This window comes from Chondromyces crocatus (genome assembly GCF_001189295.1).
In the GTDB taxonomy this organism is placed as follows: domain Bacteria; phylum Myxococcota_A; class Polyangia; order Polyangiales; family Polyangiaceae; genus Chondromyces; species Chondromyces crocatus.
Genome location: NZ_CP012159.1, coordinates 7,937,491 through 7,954,433, shown reverse-complemented (window position 1 = coordinate 7,954,433; position 16,943 = coordinate 7,937,491). Strand labels below are relative to the sequence as shown.

The window sequence follows — 16,943 nt, the reverse complement described above, 5'->3', positions numbered from 1 at the left end:
CGGAGGCGCGGTGTTCACCCTGCTGGGCAAGCTGCTGGAGTTCTCGGTCCGCCAGCGCTGGGCGGTGCTCATCCTGACGCTCGCGGTGGGCGCCTTCGGCGTCTACAACTTCCGGCGGCTGCCGATCGACGCGGTGCCGGACATCACCAGCGTCCAGGTGCAGATCAACACGCCGGTCGAGGCGCTGTCGCCGGTGGAGGTCGAGCGGCGGATCACGTTCCCGATCGAGTGGGCGATGGGCGGGCTGCCGAAGGTGGAGCAGGTGCGCTCCCTGTCGCGGTACGGGCTGTCGCAGGTGACGGTGGTCTTCGAGGACGGGACCGACGTGTACTGGGCGCGTCAGCTCGTGAGCGAGCGCCTCGCGGCGGCGAAGGCGGCGCTGCCCCCAGGGCGCATCGAGCCTCAGATCGGGCCGATCGCGACGGGGCTCGGCGAGATCTACATGTGGTCCGTCGAGGCGAAGGAGGGGGCGCTCCGGCCCGACGGGGAACCCTACACGCTGACGGATCTGCGCACGCTCCAGGACTGGGTGGTGCGGCCGCAGCTCCGGACGGTGCCGGGGGTGACGGAGATCAACGCCATCGGCGGATACGAGCGGCTGTTCCAGGTGGCGCCGGATCCCGCGAAGCTCCTGTCGTACGGGCTGTCGTTCCGGGACGTGCTGGAGGCGCTCGCCGCGAACAACGCGAACGCGGGCGGCGGGTACATCGAGCACAAGGGCGAGCAGTACCTGATCCGCGCGACGGGGCTGGTCGAAGGGGAGGACGACATCCGCGAGATCGTGGTCGGGCACAAGGACGGTGTGCCGATCCGGATCCTGGACGTGGCCGAGGTGGGGGTCGGCCAGGATCTCCGCACGGGCGCCGCGACCGAGAACGGCCGGGAGGCGGTGATCGGGACGGCGATCATGCTCCTCGGCGAGAACAGCCGCGTGGTGTCGAAGCGGGTCGACGCGCGGGTGGCCGAGGTGAACAGGTCGTTGCCGGAGGGGGTGTTCGTGAAGACCCTCTACGACCGGACCTACCTGGTCGAGGCAACGCTGGGCACGGTGACGCGGAGCCTGCTGGAGGGCGCAGGCCTGGTGATCCTGGTGCTGGTGCTCCTGCTCGGGAACGTCCGCGCCGCGGTGATTGCGGCGATGGTCATCCCGTTCGCGATGCTCATTGCGGTGAGCGGGATGGTGGCGGGGGGCGTCAGCGGCAACCTGATGAGCCTGGGGGCGCTCGACTTCGGGCTGATCGTGGACGGGTCGGTGATCATCGTCGAGAACTGCGTGCGGCGGTTCGCCGAGGAGCAGCACCGGCTGGGCCGGGTGCTCACGCGCGAGGAGCGGCTGCGGCTCGCATACGATGCGTCGCGGGAGGTGCGGCGGGCGACGCTGTTCGGCGAGCTGATCATCGCCGTGGTGTACCTGCCGATCCTGACGCTCACCGGGATCGAGGGGAAGATGTTCCGCCCGATGGCCGCGACGGTGGTGCTGGCACTCGGGGGGGCGACGATCCTGTCGATGACGTTCATCCCGGCGCTGGTGGCGATCGTGCTCCGGGGGAAGATCACCGAACGGGAGGGGCCCGGGCTGCGCTGGTTGACGAAGGCATACGGGCGGGTGCTCGATCGGCTGGTAGGGTGTCCGCGGCTCGTGGTCGGGAGCGCGGTGGTGCTGCTGGCCGCTGCGGGGCTCCTCTCGACGCGGCTCGGGAGTGAGTTCGCTCCGAAGCTGAGCGAGGGAGCGCTGGCCATCCAGCCGGCGCGGATCCCGTCGATCAGCCTGACCCAGAGCTTGTCGATGCAGATGCAGCTCGAGCGCACGCTGCTGGAGCAGTTCCCCGACGAGGTGTCCTCCGTGTTCGCGCGCACCGGCACGGCCGAAGTCGCGACGGACCCGATGGGACCCAACGTGTCCGATACGTACGTGATGCTCAAGCCCCGGGAGGGATGGAAACGCGCGACGACGCAAGCGGAGCTGGCCGAGGCGATGGAGGGCGTGCTCGCAGGGCTGCCTGGTCAGAACTACGAGCTGAGCCAGCCCATCGAGCTGCGGTTCAACGAGCTGACCAGCGGGGTCCGTGGCGATGTGGCGGTGAAGGTCTTCGGCGAGGATCTGGACGTGCTCGTCCGCGAGGCGCAGCGGGTGAGTGCGGTGCTGGCGACGGTGCCCGGGGTGGCTGATCTGAAGGTGGAGCAGGTGACGGGGCTGCCGGTGCTCACGATCGACGTCAACCGGCGGGCGGTGGCTCGTTACGGGATCAACGTGGCCGACGTGCAAGAGATCGTGGAGGCCGCGGTGGGCGGGGTGAGCGCGGGGGAGGTGTTCGAAGGCGACCGGCGGTTCGAGCTGGTGCTGCGCCTCCCCGATGCCATCCGGCGAGATCTCGGCGCCCTGGAGAACCTGCCCGTGCCCTTGCCCGCGCGTGGGCGCGACGAGGGCGCGGCGAGCATGGCGAGCGGGGGAGGCCTGGCGAGCGCAGCAGGGGGGACGGCCAGCGCACTGGCACCGGAGCGACGCGCGAACCGGCCTGCCTTCGTGCCGCTGGGGGCGTTGGCGACGATCAAGCTGGAGGAGGGGCCGAATCAGGTCAGCCACGAGAACGGCAAGCGGCGGGTGGTCGTGCAGTGCAACGTGCGAGGGCGCGATCTGGGCGGCTTCGTGGCCGAGGCGCAGGAGCGGCTGGAGGCGGAGGTGAAGCTGCCGCCCGGCTACTGGATCGCATGGGGAGGGCAGTTCGAGCACCTGCTCACGGCGCGCGCACGGCTCTTGCTGGTGGTCCCGGCGGCGCTCGGATTGATCTTCGGGTTGCTCTACCTGTCGTTCGGAACGGTGAAGAACGCGCTCTTGATCTTCACGGGGGTGCCGCTCGCGCTCACCGGTGGGGTGCTGGCGCTGTGGATCCGTGGGCTCCCGATCTCGATCGCGGCGGCGATCGGGTTCATCGCCCTGTCGGGGGTGGCGGTGCTCAACGGGCTGGTGATGGTGACGTTCATCGAGAATACCCGTCGGCGTGGGGTGATGCTGGACGACGCAGTGCATCGAGGATCGGTGGCGCGGCTCCGGGCGGTCCTGATGACGGCGCTGGTCGCTGCGCTGGGCTTCGTCCCCATGGCGCTGGCCACGGGCACCGGATCCGAGGTGCAGCGGCCGCTGGCGACGGTGGTGATCGGAGGGATCGTCTCCTCGACGACGCTGACCTTGCTGGTGCTGCCGGTGCTGTACCGGGTGTTCCACCGGGACGAGGTGACGGAAGAGGGCGTGAGAGACCCGGCGTGACGCGGAATGTCGGGCCGTGCCTCCAGGGCTCGCGAGTCGATCGATGAGGAGCGTCTACCGAACCAGGTACCGCGATCTGCAAGGCGACATCGAGACGACCATCGAGAACGATGGCGCGACACTTCGAATGTCGCTTTGCGGCGTGGATTTCGAAGGCAACGACTTCGATTCGTTCGAGGTCGTGTCCTCCACGGCGCCGGCAGACCTGTCGCGGTTCAGTTTCGCTGGTGGGACCCTCTGTTCGTGTCTGTTCGAGTTCGAGATTCCGGTGATCGTTGCCGTCGACGCCGGCGAGCTGCGGGGCACGCTCGAAGCGCGACTTCGTCTCGGTAGCGCGCATGCCACCGGCGGTATCGATGAGGAAAGCCTGCACCTCGTCCTCGTGGTCGGAGACCTGCGCCTCGAATCAGAGGGGCGGTCTGGTTGGTTCGAGGACGAGCTTCTGGACCTTCAACGCAGGCTTCCGAGCCACTGGTTTCTCAAGACGTGCTTCGGGTGCGGCCTGTCGGACTATTCACCTGTGGGTCATGGGCTCTTCGGGGGCCTCGCCTGCTTCCGGGACAACAAGCTCGGGTACCGATCCGTGAGAACGAAAGACGAGCTGTTTCGGATCTGGGACACGATGACGGCGTTCGTGCAGGAGACGCATCTCTGCCCGGAGTTCGAGAGGCGCACGCCTGGAGCGGGCTACCGCGGATGACTGCGCTTCGACGGAATCGAGGGTGATGTGCCGCGCGTGTCCGGCCCGGAGGGGAGGGGCGCGGCGAGGCACGCCCTTTGTACCGTCTCGCCTTCGGCCCGTGGGCGTGCGGGCCGGATGGAGGAGACCCATGGTGGGTGCGAAGAAAATACTCGTGGATGACGACTGTTACCTGAACTGCCTCGACTGCCATCGGCTGTGTCTCCAGACCATCCAGTACTGTCTGGAGCAGGGAGGGGAGCACGCGGAGGAGCGGCACATCCGGGCGATGCTGGACTGCGCTGAAATGTGCGAAACGTGCTCGAATTTCCTGTTGCGGGGTTCGGAGATCCACGGGCTCACCTGCGCGGCTTGCGCGGAGGCGTGCGAGCGTTGCGCGCGGGAATGTGCACGCTTCGAGGGGGACGCGCAGATGCAGGGGTGTGCGTCGGTTTGCCGTCGGTGTGCAGCGAGCTGTCGGCTCATGGCGACGCCGCTGGCGGCTTGAGAGGTCGCACCTGCGCTTTGCCGCGACCGGGCGCGTCGTCGCTCAGCGTCTGCTGGAGCGCCGCCGGCGGGGTGGGGCGCTCGTGACATCGGGCAGATCGAGGTCAGGAGCCGTCGTGGCCGCCTGGAAGCCGATGGCTGCGAGTTCACGGACACCGACGACGTCCCCTTCGGTGACGAGGACCGCACGCAGGAGCACGGCGCCGAGTTCCGCGTCGTTGCCTGGCCAGGTGTACTCGAGGATCATCGAGAGGGCGTGCAGATCGAGACCGAGGGGGCGGCCTCGCAAGCGGGTGCCGAGGCGGGCCAGGTGTTCCAGGGAGAGAGCACGCAAGTCCTCGCCGCGGTCGGCGAGGGTGGGGAGCGCGACGGCGCGATCACCCAGACGATCGGCGAGGCGTTCGCTCAGGTGACCTGCGGCGACGAGCACGTCGACGGTCTGGGGGACGGACACGACGAGCCCGACATCGGGCGGCAGCGTGGTGCCGAGTTCGTCTTGCACGTCCATGGGCAAGGCGTGGGCGTCGAGCACGACGAGGGTCCCGCTGCGCGCCGTCTCCATGGGTGAGGTGGTGCGGTCACGCCAGTGAGCGAGCGCGTGCTCGGCGCCCGTGGCGGCGTCGATGAGGGTGAAGGCGCCACCCGAGCGGGGCGAGCCGAGGTGCGCGAGCGCGGCCCACGCGACGGCGTCGATCCCTGGTGCAGAGAGCAGGGTGATCGGGCGATCGTTCTCGGCGAGTCGTTCGATCTGGTCGACTGCCGAGCGCGCGGCCGGGCTGTAAGCGCCGATGCGGGCGGGGCGGGCGAGGCGCTCGGCGATCCCGCGGCGCCTCGCTTCGCCATGGGCGAGCTCCTGCGCGAGGCGAGCGGACTCGCCTTTCTCCTGGGCGAGCTGACTCCGTATCTCCATCTCCCGCTCCCGCGAGCGGGCGAGCATGCCTGCGGCGCTGATCACGGCCCCGAGCCGATCGGCGAGGGCGCGCAGCCCCTCGACCTCTTCCAGCGACATGGGCGTGTCGCGCCCGTCGCGTGGGAGGACGATCGCTCCGGCGGCGCCCGTGGTGTCACGGATCACCGCAGCGCAACCGATGCCACGCTCGGTGAGCCAGGTGATGAGTGGCCGCACCTCGGGCCGGCGCACCTGAGTTGCTTCGAGGACCTCGATGCGGAGCACGCCTTCGGGCTCGCCGTCGGTCAGCGCGATGAGGCGCTGAGGGATCTCGGCGCGCTCGGTGTGCGCATAGCCCGCGAGATCCACGGTGATGCGCTCGGGCGGAGCGAGGCGGTACAGCGCCGGGCCGATCGGGTTGCTGGGTTTCTCGAACCCTTCGGCCAAGGGTCGCTGGGGGGCCTTGTTCCGGCTTCCCCACAGCTCCCGCAGGGAGAAGAGAGCAGTCTCCAGCGCCGTGTCGGGATCGGGGTGCAGGGCCGCCCGGGTGGCCGCGTCGAGACCGCGCAGCCACCGCGCTCCCTCGGGGGCGAACTTCCTGCTGAGCCAGGGAGCGAAGAGACCTGCCGCGGCGCACCCGGCGCACGCCACGAACACCACCGCGCCCACGGGGGTGCGGCGCAAGCCGATCCACGTGCGCTCGGCGGCTTCGAGGCGCATCGGGCTCTCGTGCACGACGTACACGGCGAGCAGCGCCACCGGCGTGGCCAGCAGGGCCAGCGCCAGGGTGAGGCGGAGCGCGCGGGAGAGCGCCGCAGGATCTGCGGTCACGACACTGATGGCCACGCAGAAGGCCGCAATGGTGCTCGTCACCGGCAGCAGCGCCTCGGGGCTGGCCACGCCGGTGAGCGCGGCGAGCACGCCGATCGTCAGGGTGGTGAGGGTGAGCAGGAGCGCGGCTTCGGTCCGGTCGGCGACCCCCAGCTCCAGCCTGCGCTCCGAGCGTGTTCGAGCGAGGGCGATCACGGTGATGGCGAGGGAGCCCAGCGAGGCGGTGGTCGTGGCGTACGCGATGATGGCAGGGTCGAGGCCGGCGACGCGCTCGGGGGAGGCCGTCGACGCGATGGGCAGGGCGACGGCCACCGTCCAGAACACGGAGGCGAACGCCACGGCGTCGAGCCTGCGCGCGGTGGGCGGCGGCTCGAGGAGCCCTCCGAGCCCCGACACGCGCGCGAGCGCGCCGAGGGCGCAGAGAGAGGCAATGGCTGCGCCGACGTTGCCCAGTGCGATCAGCGCGTCGGTGGCGGGACCCGTGCGCGCCGCGACGAGCAACGCCACGCCGGTGAAGGCGGCGCGGGCCGCGCTGCGCGCAGAGGGATCGATGTGATCTTCACTGCCGCTCGTCGGGCCCATCCGGCCCGCGCGGCCACGGTCGAGCAGGGACGCCGTGAACCGCCAGCCAAACGCGAGCAGGACGGGCAAGCCGACGAGGGCGAACCATGCCGGTCCACGTCCTCCGGACGCGCGGAGCGCGGCGAAGGCCGCATAGGCGACCACGATCGCTGCGATCCAGAATGAGCGCGCCCGCCACGGCATGGGCGCAGCCTACTCGATTGCCGCCGGCCCGCGTCTTCGGTTCTGGCCTCCGGTGCGGGCTGCGAAGGCAGGTGCCGAGGGAGCGCGCGCATCGACGTCGGTCCAGTCGTGGCACCAGGTTCGCAACGACGAGAGCAACCAAGTGCAGCAGTGAGACCGTCTGGTGCCCACCAGCCGGACCGACAGGAGAGAGGGGCCATGCGAGATCAGATCACGGCCGTTCGTGCGATCAATGTGGCGCTGGGAGTGTGGTTGTTCGTCTCGGCCTTCGCGTGGCAACACGCCTACGCTCAGTTCACGAACGCCTGGGTCTGCGGCGTGCTCTGCACGGCCTTTGCGGTGATGGCCTTGTGGGTGTCGGCGGCGCGGCATCTGAACACCGCGCTCGGGATCTGGGTCGTGCTGAGCGCCTGGGTGCTGCCGTCGACTTCGACCTTGTCGGTGTGGAACAGCGTGATCACCGGGATCGCCATCTTCGCCGTGTCGCTGCTTCCTGCGGTGGACGTGACGACCACCCCCACGAACGCGCCTCGCGGCTAGTGCTGCGAAACTGGGGAACGAGCATCTCCGCCTGGCTCTCTCGCGGAGGTCTCGACGAGCGCTGGGGAGTCAGCTGGCTCCCCCAGCGCCACCTTCCCCCGTCGCCCCAGCGCCACCTTCCCCTTGCGAGCCGCCTGCGCCACCAGCGCCGCCCTCGCCACCACCGCCGGCCCCTCCGGTCAGGTACTCTTCCTTCTCCAGAGGCAGCGTCCCGGGGCAACCGCACAGCAGCAGCGTCCCCGTACAGAGCACAGGGACGACCCGTCGACGCAGCAAGCCGGCTCCACGCACCATCGCACCGATCTCCCGGTCCGTGCGCCTTCCGGCGCTGGGCTCTGTGCGCCTCACGGCGCGGTCCGTGCGCCTCGCGGCGCGGTCCGTGCGCCTCGCGGCGCTAGTAGTGCGCCCCGCGGCGCTAGTAGGCGTAGGCGGCGCCGAGGCGGATCCCGAGGTACTCGTCCACGGCACCTCCCGCGATGAACCTGTCACCTCGCGCGGGCGTGAAGGACGAGAAGAACCTCGAGTAGTCGAGGCGGACACGCGCCTCGAGGCCGCTCGAGATCGGGATCGCCACGCCGCCACCGAGGGCAATCCCGAGCACGCTCGGATCCGTGAACTGCTCGTAAACGAGACCCGATGACATGGGGATGAAGAAGTCGAAGCCGGCGAGGAGAGCCACTGGGCCTACAGGCGCCCTCAGATCGAGCCCGAGGCGAACGAGCGTGTAGGAAACGTCGGGGAGCAGCCCGTCGATGTCCGTGTTCTCGTAGCCGAACGTCTGGAGCCGCAGCCCGGCGCCGATCCCGAGGATGGCCGACTGATCGTTGCTCCCGAGGCGGATGCGCTCGCGCAGCCCGATGTCGAAGCGCTGGTAGGTCGTTCCCACCGACTCGCCTCCCTCCTCCGCCGAGCTGAGCCCGAGCGCGCGCGCGAAACTCACGGTGAGACCGAGATCCTTGATGAACGGGACACCCGTGCCGGCGAACGGATACAGCTCGCCTCCCAGGTTGATGAGCGGCGCGCCGAAGACGCTGTAGGGCCGGATGTTCTCCGTCAGCGGCTCCGAGTAGTTGAACCAGCGACCACCCAGCTCGAGGCCACCATCGATGACGAAGAGCGCGGTGCCCACCTGGTTCTTCGGGCGCGCGCCGACCGGCTCGTCCTTCTTCTCGTCCTTCTTTTCGTCGGGCTCCTCCTTCGGCTTCTCTTCGGGCTCGATCTTCTCCGGCATGGTGGCGGCCGGCGCGAGATCGCGGAGGACGGGCCCGAGGGTGGCGTCGATCGACCGGAGGTGATCCGCCTCGTTCCCTCGAAGGGCGATCGGCTCGTCGATGGGCAGCTCGTCCGACCCTCGATCGACGTAGACCAGGTACAGCTCCTTGCGCGCTCCCACCTTGCGCATGAGCCCCAGGACCACGGCCTCGATGCCGGCCGCGTCGAGCGCCTTGCGGATCTTTGGCAGCACGCGCTTGCGTTGCCTCTCATCCGAGATGGCCTTGCCCAGCGGCGGCCGGACGCCGGCCTTCTTGAGCGCGCTCGTGAAGGTGTCAGGATCGACGACTTGCAGCGTCTCGGGCACGATGGCCTGGATGGCCGCGTTCATCGAGTCGCCGTCAGGCCCCTCGATGTGGACGGCGATCGACTTGGCTTCCTCCGACTGCGCCAGGATGGGCGGTGAGAAGGTGAACGTGGCTGCAGCGCCCGCGACACCGAGCAGCAAGTGAGCGCAGAGGCGCGCGACGAGGAGGCGGCTCGACCCGTCACTGCAAAGCCCACGAACGACGGAAGGCCCCTGTCCTACCTGCGCCAAGACGCGCGTGCCCAGGGGGGAAGCGAGGTCGTCAGACTGTAGCACCGGCGTGAGCCTACAAGCCCTGCCAGCCGACAATCCAGCGTCTTGATGGTGGAGACCGTGGGACCGTGGTGGCGCGTGTCGCACGTCTCGGTTCATGCCCCGGGAACCTTCGCGATGCAGGGATCGACCACCGGCAGGTGTCCTGTTAGGCTCCGGTCCGCGCTGGCGTGACGTGCAGTCCTTGGCGTCACCCAGAGGACGGACGTGTGCTTCGCCGGTGACCCGCTCGCGGGAGCGTCGACGCAGCCCGTCGGTCGCGGGAGGCGAGGCAGATGGAGCTGTCGGAGAGGCGAGGGAGGGGGCCAGACGGCCGCGGTAGGCTCGGATCCTGGCTCGTTGCGGTGAGCGCCGTCGCCCTGGGGCCGACCGCGTGCAGCCCGGAGCCGTCCCCTCCGGTGGACACCGCATGCGTCAGCCTCTCTCCAGGCACGGCGCCCATCCGCCGGATGACCCGCTTCGAGTACGACCGCACCGTCCACGATCTCCTCGGGGACGAGACGCAACCAGCGCGGTCGTTTGCACCCGAAGAAGAAGTGCTCGGCTTCAACAACCAAGCTGCAGCCCTGGGGGTCACCCAGAGCCTGGCCGAGCAGTACATGAAGGCTGCCGAGAAGCTTGCAGCCCAGGCGGCCCAGCACCTGACCCGGCTGATGCCAGGGTGCGACCCGACGCGCCCGGAAGCCGACGCTTGCGTGGAGCGGTGGATCCGTGACTTCGGACGCCGCGCGTTCCGTCGCCCGCTCGATGCGGACGAGGTGAAACGCTTCGCCACGCTGTTCGACTGGGGGCGAGACGACTACGGCGGTGTCATCGGTGTCGAGCTGATCATCCAGGCGATGCTGCAGTCGCCCCACTTCCTTTACCGCGTCGAGCTGGGGATGCCCGACCCGGTCGCGCAGGGCGTCGTTCAGCTCTCGCACTACGAGATCGCGTCGCGCCTGTCGTACCTGCTCTGGTCGTCGATGCCCGACGACGCGCTGCTCGACGACGCCGAAGCGGGACGGCTCGGCACCCCGGAAGAGATCCGGGTCGCGGCCGAGCGCATGCTGCACGATCCGCGCGCTCGTGAGGCCGTCCTGGAGTTTCACCGGCAGTGGCTCGAGCTGAAGCACGTCGACCTGATGACCAAGGATCAGAAGACGTACCCTGCGTACGACAGCGCGCTGAGGCCTCTCTGGATGGCCGAGACCGAGGCGTTCGTCGAGCACGTGGTGTTCGACGAGCCCGGCGGGAGCCTCACCACCCTGCTCACGGCGCCTTTCAGCTTCATGAATGCGGAGCTCGCCGCGTTCTACGGCGTGTCCGGCCCCACGGGGACGGCGTTCGAGCGGGTCGAGCTCGATCCCGCCCACCGTGCGGGCGTCTTGACGCACGCCAGCGTGCTCGCGACCCAGTCCAAGCCCAACCAGTCGTCGCCCATCCATCGGGGCAAGTTCGTTCGTGAGCGCCTGCTCTGCGACCTCATCCCTCCGCCCCCCGCGAACCTCCCCATCACCGTCCCCGAGGTGCAACTCGGCGTCACCACCCGGGAGCGCTTCGCCCAGCACCGGGAAGACACGGTGTGCTCTGGCTGCCACGCGCTGATGGACCCCATCGGGTACACGTTCGAGCACTACGACGGCATCGGCCAGTGGCGTGATCTGGATCAAGGGCTCCCGGTGGACGCCACGGGGAACATCAGCCGGACCGAGGCGAACGGGAGCTTCGACGGCGCCATCGAACTCTCGACCCACCTCGCCCGGAGCGCGCAGGTCCGCGCGTGCGTCGTGAGCCAGTGGTTTCGGTACGGGTACGGACGCGCGGAGAAAGAAGAAGACCAGTGTAGCCTCGACCAGCTCGGGGACACCTTCAGGCGCTCGGGCCACAGCATCCAGGCCTTGCTCGTGGGCCTGACGCAGACGGACGCCTTCCGCTACCGAAGGCAAGGGGGTGAGCCGTGAGCGCCACCCGCCGCGTGCTGAGCCGCCGCGCGCTCCTCCGGGGGGCCGGTGGCGTCGCGCTGGGGCTACCGTTCCTCGACGCGATGTCCCGGTCCGCCTCGGCGGCGTCCTTTCCGAAGCGCTTCATCGTCTTCTTCACGGGGCTCGGAACGGTCAAGAACGCCTGGGCCCCTCGTGGCAACGAGACGAGCTTCGCGCTGGGTGAGATCCTCGACCCGCTCACCTCCTTCAAGGATCGACTCCTCGTCCTCGAAGGCATCGACATGGAGTCGGCGCACCACGGCCCTGGCGATCCCCATCAGCAGGGCATCGGTCACGCCCTCACGGGCACGGAACTCCAGGTGGGCGACCTGTTCCCCTACGCCTGCAACCCGAACGCGAAGGTTGGCTGGGGTGGCGGCATCTCGCTCGACCAGTTCCTTGCCAAAGAGCTCGGCCAGACCACCAAGCTCGGCTCGCTCGAACTCGGCGTGCAGGTGCAGAACGCCAACGTCTCCTCGCGCGTCTCGTACCTGGGCCCCGGCCAGCCAGTCCCCCCCGAAGACGACCCGCGGGTCACCTTCGACCGGCTCTTCGCCGATCTCGCCGCCGACCCCGAGAGCCTCGCCCGGAAGCGTGCCCACCGGCGGCGCGTCCTCGACACCGTGATGGGCGACTACCACGCGCTCCAGAGCCGCCTGGGCAGCGGCGATCGCGAGAAGCTCCACAACCACCTGGGCGCCCTCGCCGAGATCGAGAAGCGCCTCGACGCCACGGGGACCGTCGGAGGGAGCTGTGCCGTCCCCACCCTGGGCGACGTCCCGGAGACCTACGTCAACGACAACTACCCGGAGCTTGCGCGGCTCCAGATCGATCTGCTCGTCATGGCGCTGGCCTGCGACCTCACCCGCATCGCCAGCTTGCAGTGGGCCTCGACCCAGGCAGGGAAGGTGTTCACCTGGCTGGGCCAGAACGAGACCCACCACCAGCTCTCCCACTCCGGCTTGAACGACGCGACCAGGGCCCAGCACCTGATCAACATCGGAAAGTGGCACGCCGAGCAGCTCGCGTACCTCCTCGACAAGCTCGCCAGCGTGCCCGAGGGCGCCGGAACCCTGCTCGACAACACCCTCATCCTCTGGTGCACCGACATCGCCGTCGGCCAGACCCACAGCCGGCGCGACATGCCTTATGTGCTCGCCGGAGGCGCAGGCGGCGCGCTGGAGATGGGGCGCTACCTGCGCTACCAGGGAAACTTCCACAACGACCTGCTCGTCGCGCTCTGCAACGCGATGGACGTCGATGTGACGACGTTCGGCAACCCCGACTACTGCACCGGAAAGCTGCCCGGCCTCGGCGTGTGATCCCCCCCGTCCGGGTCGTGCGCTATGCTGGCCCGATGGAGCATGCGGGGATGTTCGGGAGCGTCTCGCGGCGCGGCGTGATGGTGCTGGTCGCGGCGCTGATGGCGTTCGGGTCCGGGTGTGACGGTGGTGACGAGGATGGCGCGACCACGACCACCACGCACGGCCACGAGGGCGTGTGCGAAGGAGAGACGCGCGGCGATCACTACAGCGCCGGGATGGAGGTGCCGTCGACGTCGGGCGCCCACACCCTCCGCCTGCAGCAGGCCTCACCTGCACCGCCCGTGAAGGGGGAGAACACCTGGACCTTCGTGATCACCGACGACACGGGGGCAGGCGTGACGGGTGCGACCGTGACCGTCACCCCCCGGATGCCCGACCATGGCCACGGCAGCCCGCAACCTCCGACGGTGAGCGAGACCGGCGAGGCCGGGGAGTTCCAGGCGTCGGCGATCGACTTCAGCATGGCGGGCTACTGGGAGGTGACCATCGCCGCCGCCCTCGCCACCGGCGAGACCGAGAGCTTCGTCCTCGGTTTCTGCGTCGAGGGCTGATCCCTCACGCAGAGGCCTGGCATCTCCGCCGGGCTCCTTCGAGCGTCTCCCCGGGGCGGCGGGGGGCGCGTGCCCCTGCCGTGTGAATCAGGGCACGCAGACGAACCCGCGGTCCGGGGTCCACGTGACCTCCGTGTTGCGCAGGGTGAACGTCGGGAGCTCACTTCGGATCGCGGGGTCGAGATCGCCGCTCTCCACCAGCGTGTCGATCAGATCGAAGTCCATCGGCCGGATGTGGACGCGCACCGTGATCCGGTCCGGGATCACGTTGGGGATGCGGTAGGTCTTCTCCACCTGGTGGTAGAACGCTGGATCCGTCGGGTCGTTGGTGACCGCTGGAGGCAGCAGCGTGTTCGTCGTCCGGGCGATGTCCCAGAACATGTAGGTCTTGTTACCCTGGGCATCGACGGCGTCTTCCTGGATCCGCCACAGATCGGGGTCCGTGCTCGCCGCAACCGGCTGGCCTTGCGGGATCACGCCGCTCTCGTAGATCACCTGCCCGCCGGCGTAGGCGACCACCTCGGCCCAGGCACGCCGGTTGTGCGCGGCGCCGCTCGTGAAAGCGTGCCCGCCGAACGCATTGTCGAGGGAGAGCACCGCTTCCACGCCGCCGGCCAGGGGACGGACGCAGAGCGAGGCGAGCAGCGACTTGTCGAGCGCGTTCTGGACCAGCGCGCGCTGGGTCTCTCGCTCGGGGAAGGGGATCATCGCCACGTCGACTGCAGGGGCCGCGTGATCGTGCAGCAAGCGCATCGGCGAACCCGCGACCGTCGAGGCCGGGCCCTCCCGCCCTTCCATGTGGCACTGGCCGCACGTGAGCTGGGTCGTGCGCCCTGGCTTGGCGAAGAGGGACGCCTGCCATTCCGCATAGGTCCGCTCCAGGAACACGCCAGCAGGCGTCACCACATCGTGGCAGGATCCACAGAGGTCCGCCGACGCGGGATTCTTCCGATCGTGCAGTGGCGAGTAGGCCGAGCGGTGCGGCGCGGCCGCGATCGGATCAGGGATGCCACCCCGCATCACCCCATCGTTCGCGAGGCGGAGCGGGTTGTTGTGGGTGCCCAGCACCGCGTCGACGCTGTGGCAGAAATAGCAGGTGATTCCCTTCTGGTGCTGGGGCAGCTCCTGCAGGTTGAGCCCGTCGGTCGTCGCGCCCGACAGCACCGCCATGGGGGCGTGACACTGAACGCAGAAGTTGCCGAGCTCGCCACCCGTCTCGCGCTGCCCTCGGGCGTTCAGCGCGAGGAAGACCGGATCGTCGCTCGCATAGGCGTGCATGCTGCCCGACCACTCGCGCATCTGAGCCGGGTGACATGACGCACACGACTGCGGGTCCAGAAGGGCCTCTGCGTCGAGGTACTCCGGGGCTGGTTGGTCACCACCGTCACATGCGCTGCTGAACAGCAGGAGCGCTGCAGTCCATCGCCTTCCCATCGATCTCCCGGTGCTTTCGTTGCCACCGTAGTCCAAGATGACGGTAACGCCCAGCGTCTGCTCGGTTTCCGACATCCCTACCCTTGCGTGATCGTGAAAGCGTGGCGTCTCGTGGCGAGGCAGGGACCTCATCGCCGGGCCTCTGACCCCGGCCGATCATCACCGAAGCATTACGCGATGCATCAGGAGGCGTTGTGTAGCGCACCTGGAGGCATCGGTCGCCCTGCTGCGGGAGCCACGCTGGGCCGCTGTGCGAGTTTTGCACGGTGATGGAGCCCTTTCACCACGTGCCGAGCACAAGAGGTGCAATGAGCGCGTGGTGTCACATTACGACGCAATGGACCGCAGCGGCTTCTTTTGCATGCCCCACGAGGTGAGCTGATTTCGTGGATGAACCTTCGAGCATGGGTTGATGATAATCGTTTTCTATTGAGGGGGGCAAATGGTTGCCAGGTTCAAGTTATCCAGCGTGGGGCTTTGCTGGGAGTGTTGATGATAGTCGATATCAGCAGGCAACTGATTCGGGGCCTGGTCTCTTCAGAAATACATCAAGGGTAGAGCGGTGGTGAAACAGGGAGTTCATCGAGAAATGACTCGGCGAGATCTGTCGGGGGATTGATAGGTGACCTATAGGTTGAAGCGCGTTTCCTTCGGGGGACGTGATTTCTTGATCAAGATAACGATACTGGAGGTTTCCGGAGATGATGCGCAATCACCTTGCGGCGCTGGTGAGCCTGTTCTCGTTCGCTGTCGTCTGTGCAGCGGCACCCGGCTGTGGCGGGGATGATGGTGGCGATGGTGGAACGACGACCACCACGACGACCACCACGACGACCACCACGACCACCACGACGACCACCACGACCACCACGACGACCGATACGGAGGAAGGGTGTCCGGTCGACGTCTGCACGACCTATGGCGCTGCAGTGCCGGCGGTGGCATCGCAGATCACCGATAGAGCTGCGACCGATCCGATGTTCGAGGCCGATTTCCAGCCCCTCGTTGCGATGGGAGCGGACGCGGTGGACGCCTTCAAGGAGAGCCTCGCCAACTTCATCTCGGATGCCTATGGCTGCACGGCGGACGCCTACACAGGTCCCACGATGCAGGCTGCGCACGCCGGGATGAACATCACCCAGGAGGAGTACGACGCCTTCATCGCCCTGATCGCCGGGGTCTTGCAGGACAATGGTGTGCCCGAGGAGCACATCAACGAGTGCTTCGCTCCGCCTCTCGTGGATCCCGCTTTCGCCAACACCATCATCGGGCAGTGAGCAGGAGATGAGCGCCACGGGTCGCGTCGTCTCGACATTGCGGCAGGCGCGCTGGGTGTTCGCCGGAGTGCTCGGCTTCACCTTGCTGGCCGTCGCTCTCATCGGTTTCGCCCACACGAAGCACGGCCGTCCGCTCCTCGCATTCCTGCGAGGCGCACCGGGCTGTCCGGTCGGGATGGACTTGAAGCTTTCCCCTGCCGAGCAGGAGCAGCTTCGCGCCCAGGTGCTCGCTTCCGTGCGAACTGCGGAACGGGCGTCGTCTCGTCCGGCGCTCGGCTTCTTGCTCGATGCGACCACGCGTGACGATGTCGCGCGATGGGCAGCGGATCACGGCATCCGCTGCGAGCCAGCCAAGCGGGGAGCTGCGCTGCGCTGCGCTGACGTCCCCGCGGCTGCGCTCGTCGTCGAGGGGGATGCTGCCGCATCGCCCGCACATCCCGGCGCTGTCGATGGCTTGATGCTCTTCTTCGATGGTCACGCTCGGCTCATCGCCGTCGACGCTTCGCGCAGCCAGCTCTCGGCCGAGGCGGCCACCGATCTCGTCGAAGCACGGCGAGCGTCGCTTTCGGCCATGGTGGGCCCCCCCGCTCTGGAGAGTGGTGTCGCGGATGCGGACTACCTGAAGGGAGGCGCCCTGCGGCGCGTCTCGTCAGAGTTTCGGTTCTCCGACTACCGCGTCCAGCTGAGCGCGACGAACCTGGGCCAGAAAGTCGTCGTTCGCGAGCAGTATCAGTCCATCCCGAACTAGCGGAACATTCCCCAGGTTCGTCTCGGGTCTCTGGTCGAGCGAACTGCGAAGAAAGCAGGGGTGGCGACCCTCGGGCGCGCAGGGGCCAGCAGGCTTCTGTTGCAGGGGGTGCGTACCGGCCAGCCCGCTTGCTACCCAGCGATCCCCGCCTCCACCCGCCGCAAGACCCTTTGCGTCGGCAACTATTTTTGGCAAGACGGGGCGATGGGTGTCCTGACCACCGAGCTATGCCCGGCTTCCTCACGGTCGCGATCTGCGACGGTGATGGCGCTTCTGGCTGGTGGCGTCGCGCTCGTCGCGTCCGCCTGTCGTCAAC

General features: G+C 68.4%; 13 protein-coding genes. 9 read left to right on the top strand and 4 right to left on the bottom strand.

Going from position 1 to position 16,943, the window contains the following annotated elements; all coding sequences use genetic code 11:
• The first annotated feature begins 10 nt into the window (after positions 1–10).
• The 3 genes from CMC5_RS28560 (at position 11) to CMC5_RS28550 (ending at position 4,452) form a co-directional block, all read left to right on the top strand.
• A complete protein-coding gene (locus CMC5_RS28560; protein ID WP_050433363.1) occupies positions 11–3,265 on the top strand; it encodes an efflux RND transporter permease subunit in 3,255 nt (1,084 codons plus the stop codon).
• A gap of 43 nt (positions 3,266–3,308) precedes the next feature.
• A complete protein-coding gene (locus CMC5_RS28555) occupies positions 3,309–3,965 on the top strand; it encodes a DUF6304 family protein (RefSeq protein ID WP_050433362.1) in 657 nt (218 codons plus the stop codon).
• A gap of 130 nt (positions 3,966–4,095) precedes the next feature.
• Positions 4,096–4,452, top strand: coding sequence for a four-helix bundle copper-binding protein (locus CMC5_RS28550; protein WP_050433361.1), 357 nt, complete (start codon positions 4,096–4,098; stop codon positions 4,450–4,452).
• A gap of 42 nt (positions 4,453–4,494) precedes the next feature.
• Here CMC5_RS28550 and CMC5_RS28545 read toward each other — a convergent pair whose 3' ends face one another.
• Entirely contained in the window at positions 4,495–6,936 is a 2,442-nt protein-coding gene (locus tag CMC5_RS28545) for an AAA-type ATPase lid domain-containing protein (protein ID WP_050433360.1), read from the bottom strand.
• Between the two features lie 198 nt (positions 6,937–7,134).
• On the opposite strand from CMC5_RS28545, the gene CMC5_RS28540 reads away from it, so the two are divergent.
• Positions 7,135–7,476 (top strand): SPW repeat domain-containing protein, encoded by a 342-nt coding sequence (locus CMC5_RS28540; RefSeq protein ID WP_050433359.1) that lies wholly within the window; start codon positions 7,135–7,137, stop codon positions 7,474–7,476.
• A 69-nt stretch (positions 7,477–7,545) separates the two neighbouring features.
• Here the strand turns inward: CMC5_RS28540 and CMC5_RS28535 are convergent, their stop codons facing one another.
• Both CMC5_RS28535 and CMC5_RS28530 read right to left on the bottom strand, forming a co-directional pair.
• Positions 7,546–7,770 (bottom strand): hypothetical protein, encoded by a 225-nt coding sequence (locus CMC5_RS28535; RefSeq protein WP_050433358.1) that lies wholly within the window; start codon positions 7,768–7,770, stop codon positions 7,546–7,548.
• 121 nt (positions 7,771–7,891) lie between these two features.
• A complete protein-coding gene (locus tag CMC5_RS28530) occupies positions 7,892–9,331 on the bottom strand; it encodes a hypothetical protein (protein ID WP_156338925.1) in 1,440 nt (479 codons plus the stop codon).
• 341 nt (positions 9,332–9,672) lie between these two features.
• Between CMC5_RS28530 and CMC5_RS28525 the strand changes: the two genes are divergently transcribed.
• Genes CMC5_RS28525 through CMC5_RS28515 form a run of 3 tightly spaced genes read left to right on the top strand, consistent with a single transcriptional unit; the run spans position 9,673 to position 13,168 of the window.
• Positions 9,673–11,271, top strand: coding sequence for a DUF1592 domain-containing protein (locus tag CMC5_RS28525; RefSeq protein ID WP_245677788.1), 1,599 nt, complete (start codon positions 9,673–9,675; stop codon positions 11,269–11,271).
• On the top strand, positions 11,268–12,614 hold the full coding sequence (locus CMC5_RS28520) for a DUF1552 domain-containing protein (protein WP_050433355.1): 1,347 nt from the start codon (positions 11,268–11,270) through the stop codon (positions 12,612–12,614). The genes CMC5_RS28525 and CMC5_RS28520 overlap by 4 nt, the downstream gene beginning before the upstream one ends.
• A 50-nt stretch (positions 12,615–12,664) precedes the next feature.
• Positions 12,665–13,168, top strand: coding sequence for a FixH family protein (locus CMC5_RS28515; protein WP_050433354.1), 504 nt, complete (start codon positions 12,665–12,667; stop codon positions 13,166–13,168).
• An 87-nt stretch (positions 13,169–13,255) separates the two neighbouring features.
• On the opposite strand, the gene CMC5_RS28510 is transcribed toward CMC5_RS28515, so the two are convergent.
• Positions 13,256–14,677 carry a multiheme c-type cytochrome gene (locus tag CMC5_RS28510; protein ID WP_050433353.1) on the bottom strand — a complete coding sequence of 474 codons (1,422 nt, stop codon included), beginning with the start codon at positions 14,675–14,677 and terminating at the stop codon, positions 13,256–13,258.
• Between the two features lie 626 nt (positions 14,678–15,303).
• Between CMC5_RS28510 and CMC5_RS46110 the strand changes: the two genes are divergently transcribed.
• Positions 15,304–15,879, top strand: coding sequence for a globin family protein (locus CMC5_RS46110; protein WP_050433352.1), 576 nt, complete (start codon positions 15,304–15,306; stop codon positions 15,877–15,879).
• A gap of 7 nt (positions 15,880–15,886) precedes the next feature.
• Positions 15,887–16,627 (top strand): hypothetical protein, encoded by a 741-nt coding sequence (locus tag CMC5_RS28500; RefSeq protein WP_050433351.1) that lies wholly within the window; start codon positions 15,887–15,889, stop codon positions 16,625–16,627.
• The last annotated feature ends 316 nt before the right edge of the window (positions 16,628–16,943 follow it).

Coding starts and splice junctions, on each gene's coding strand:
- CMC5_RS28540 (WP_050433359.1), top strand. CDS start 7,135: ATGCGAGATCAGATCACGGCCGTTCGTGCGATCAATGTGGCGCTGGGA.
- CMC5_RS28535 (WP_050433358.1), bottom strand. CDS start 7,770: ATGGTGCGTGGAGCCGGCTTGCTGCGTCGACGGGTCGTCCCTGTGCTC.
- CMC5_RS28515 (WP_050433354.1), top strand. CDS start 12,665: ATGTTCGGGAGCGTCTCGCGGCGCGGCGTGATGGTGCTGGTCGCGGCG.
- CMC5_RS28510 (WP_050433353.1), bottom strand. CDS start 14,677: ATGTCGGAAACCGAGCAGACGCTGGGCGTTACCGTCATCTTGGACTAC.
- CMC5_RS28545 (WP_050433360.1), bottom strand. CDS start 6,936: ATGCCGTGGCGGGCGCGCTCATTCTGGATCGCAGCGATCGTGGTCGCC.
- CMC5_RS28555 (WP_050433362.1), top strand. CDS start 3,309: ATGAGGAGCGTCTACCGAACCAGGTACCGCGATCTGCAAGGCGACATC.
- CMC5_RS28500 (WP_050433351.1), top strand. CDS start 15,887: ATGAGCGCCACGGGTCGCGTCGTCTCGACATTGCGGCAGGCGCGCTGG.
- CMC5_RS46110 (WP_050433352.1), top strand. CDS start 15,304: ATGATGCGCAATCACCTTGCGGCGCTGGTGAGCCTGTTCTCGTTCGCT.
- CMC5_RS28550 (WP_050433361.1), top strand. CDS start 4,096: ATGGTGGGTGCGAAGAAAATACTCGTGGATGACGACTGTTACCTGAAC.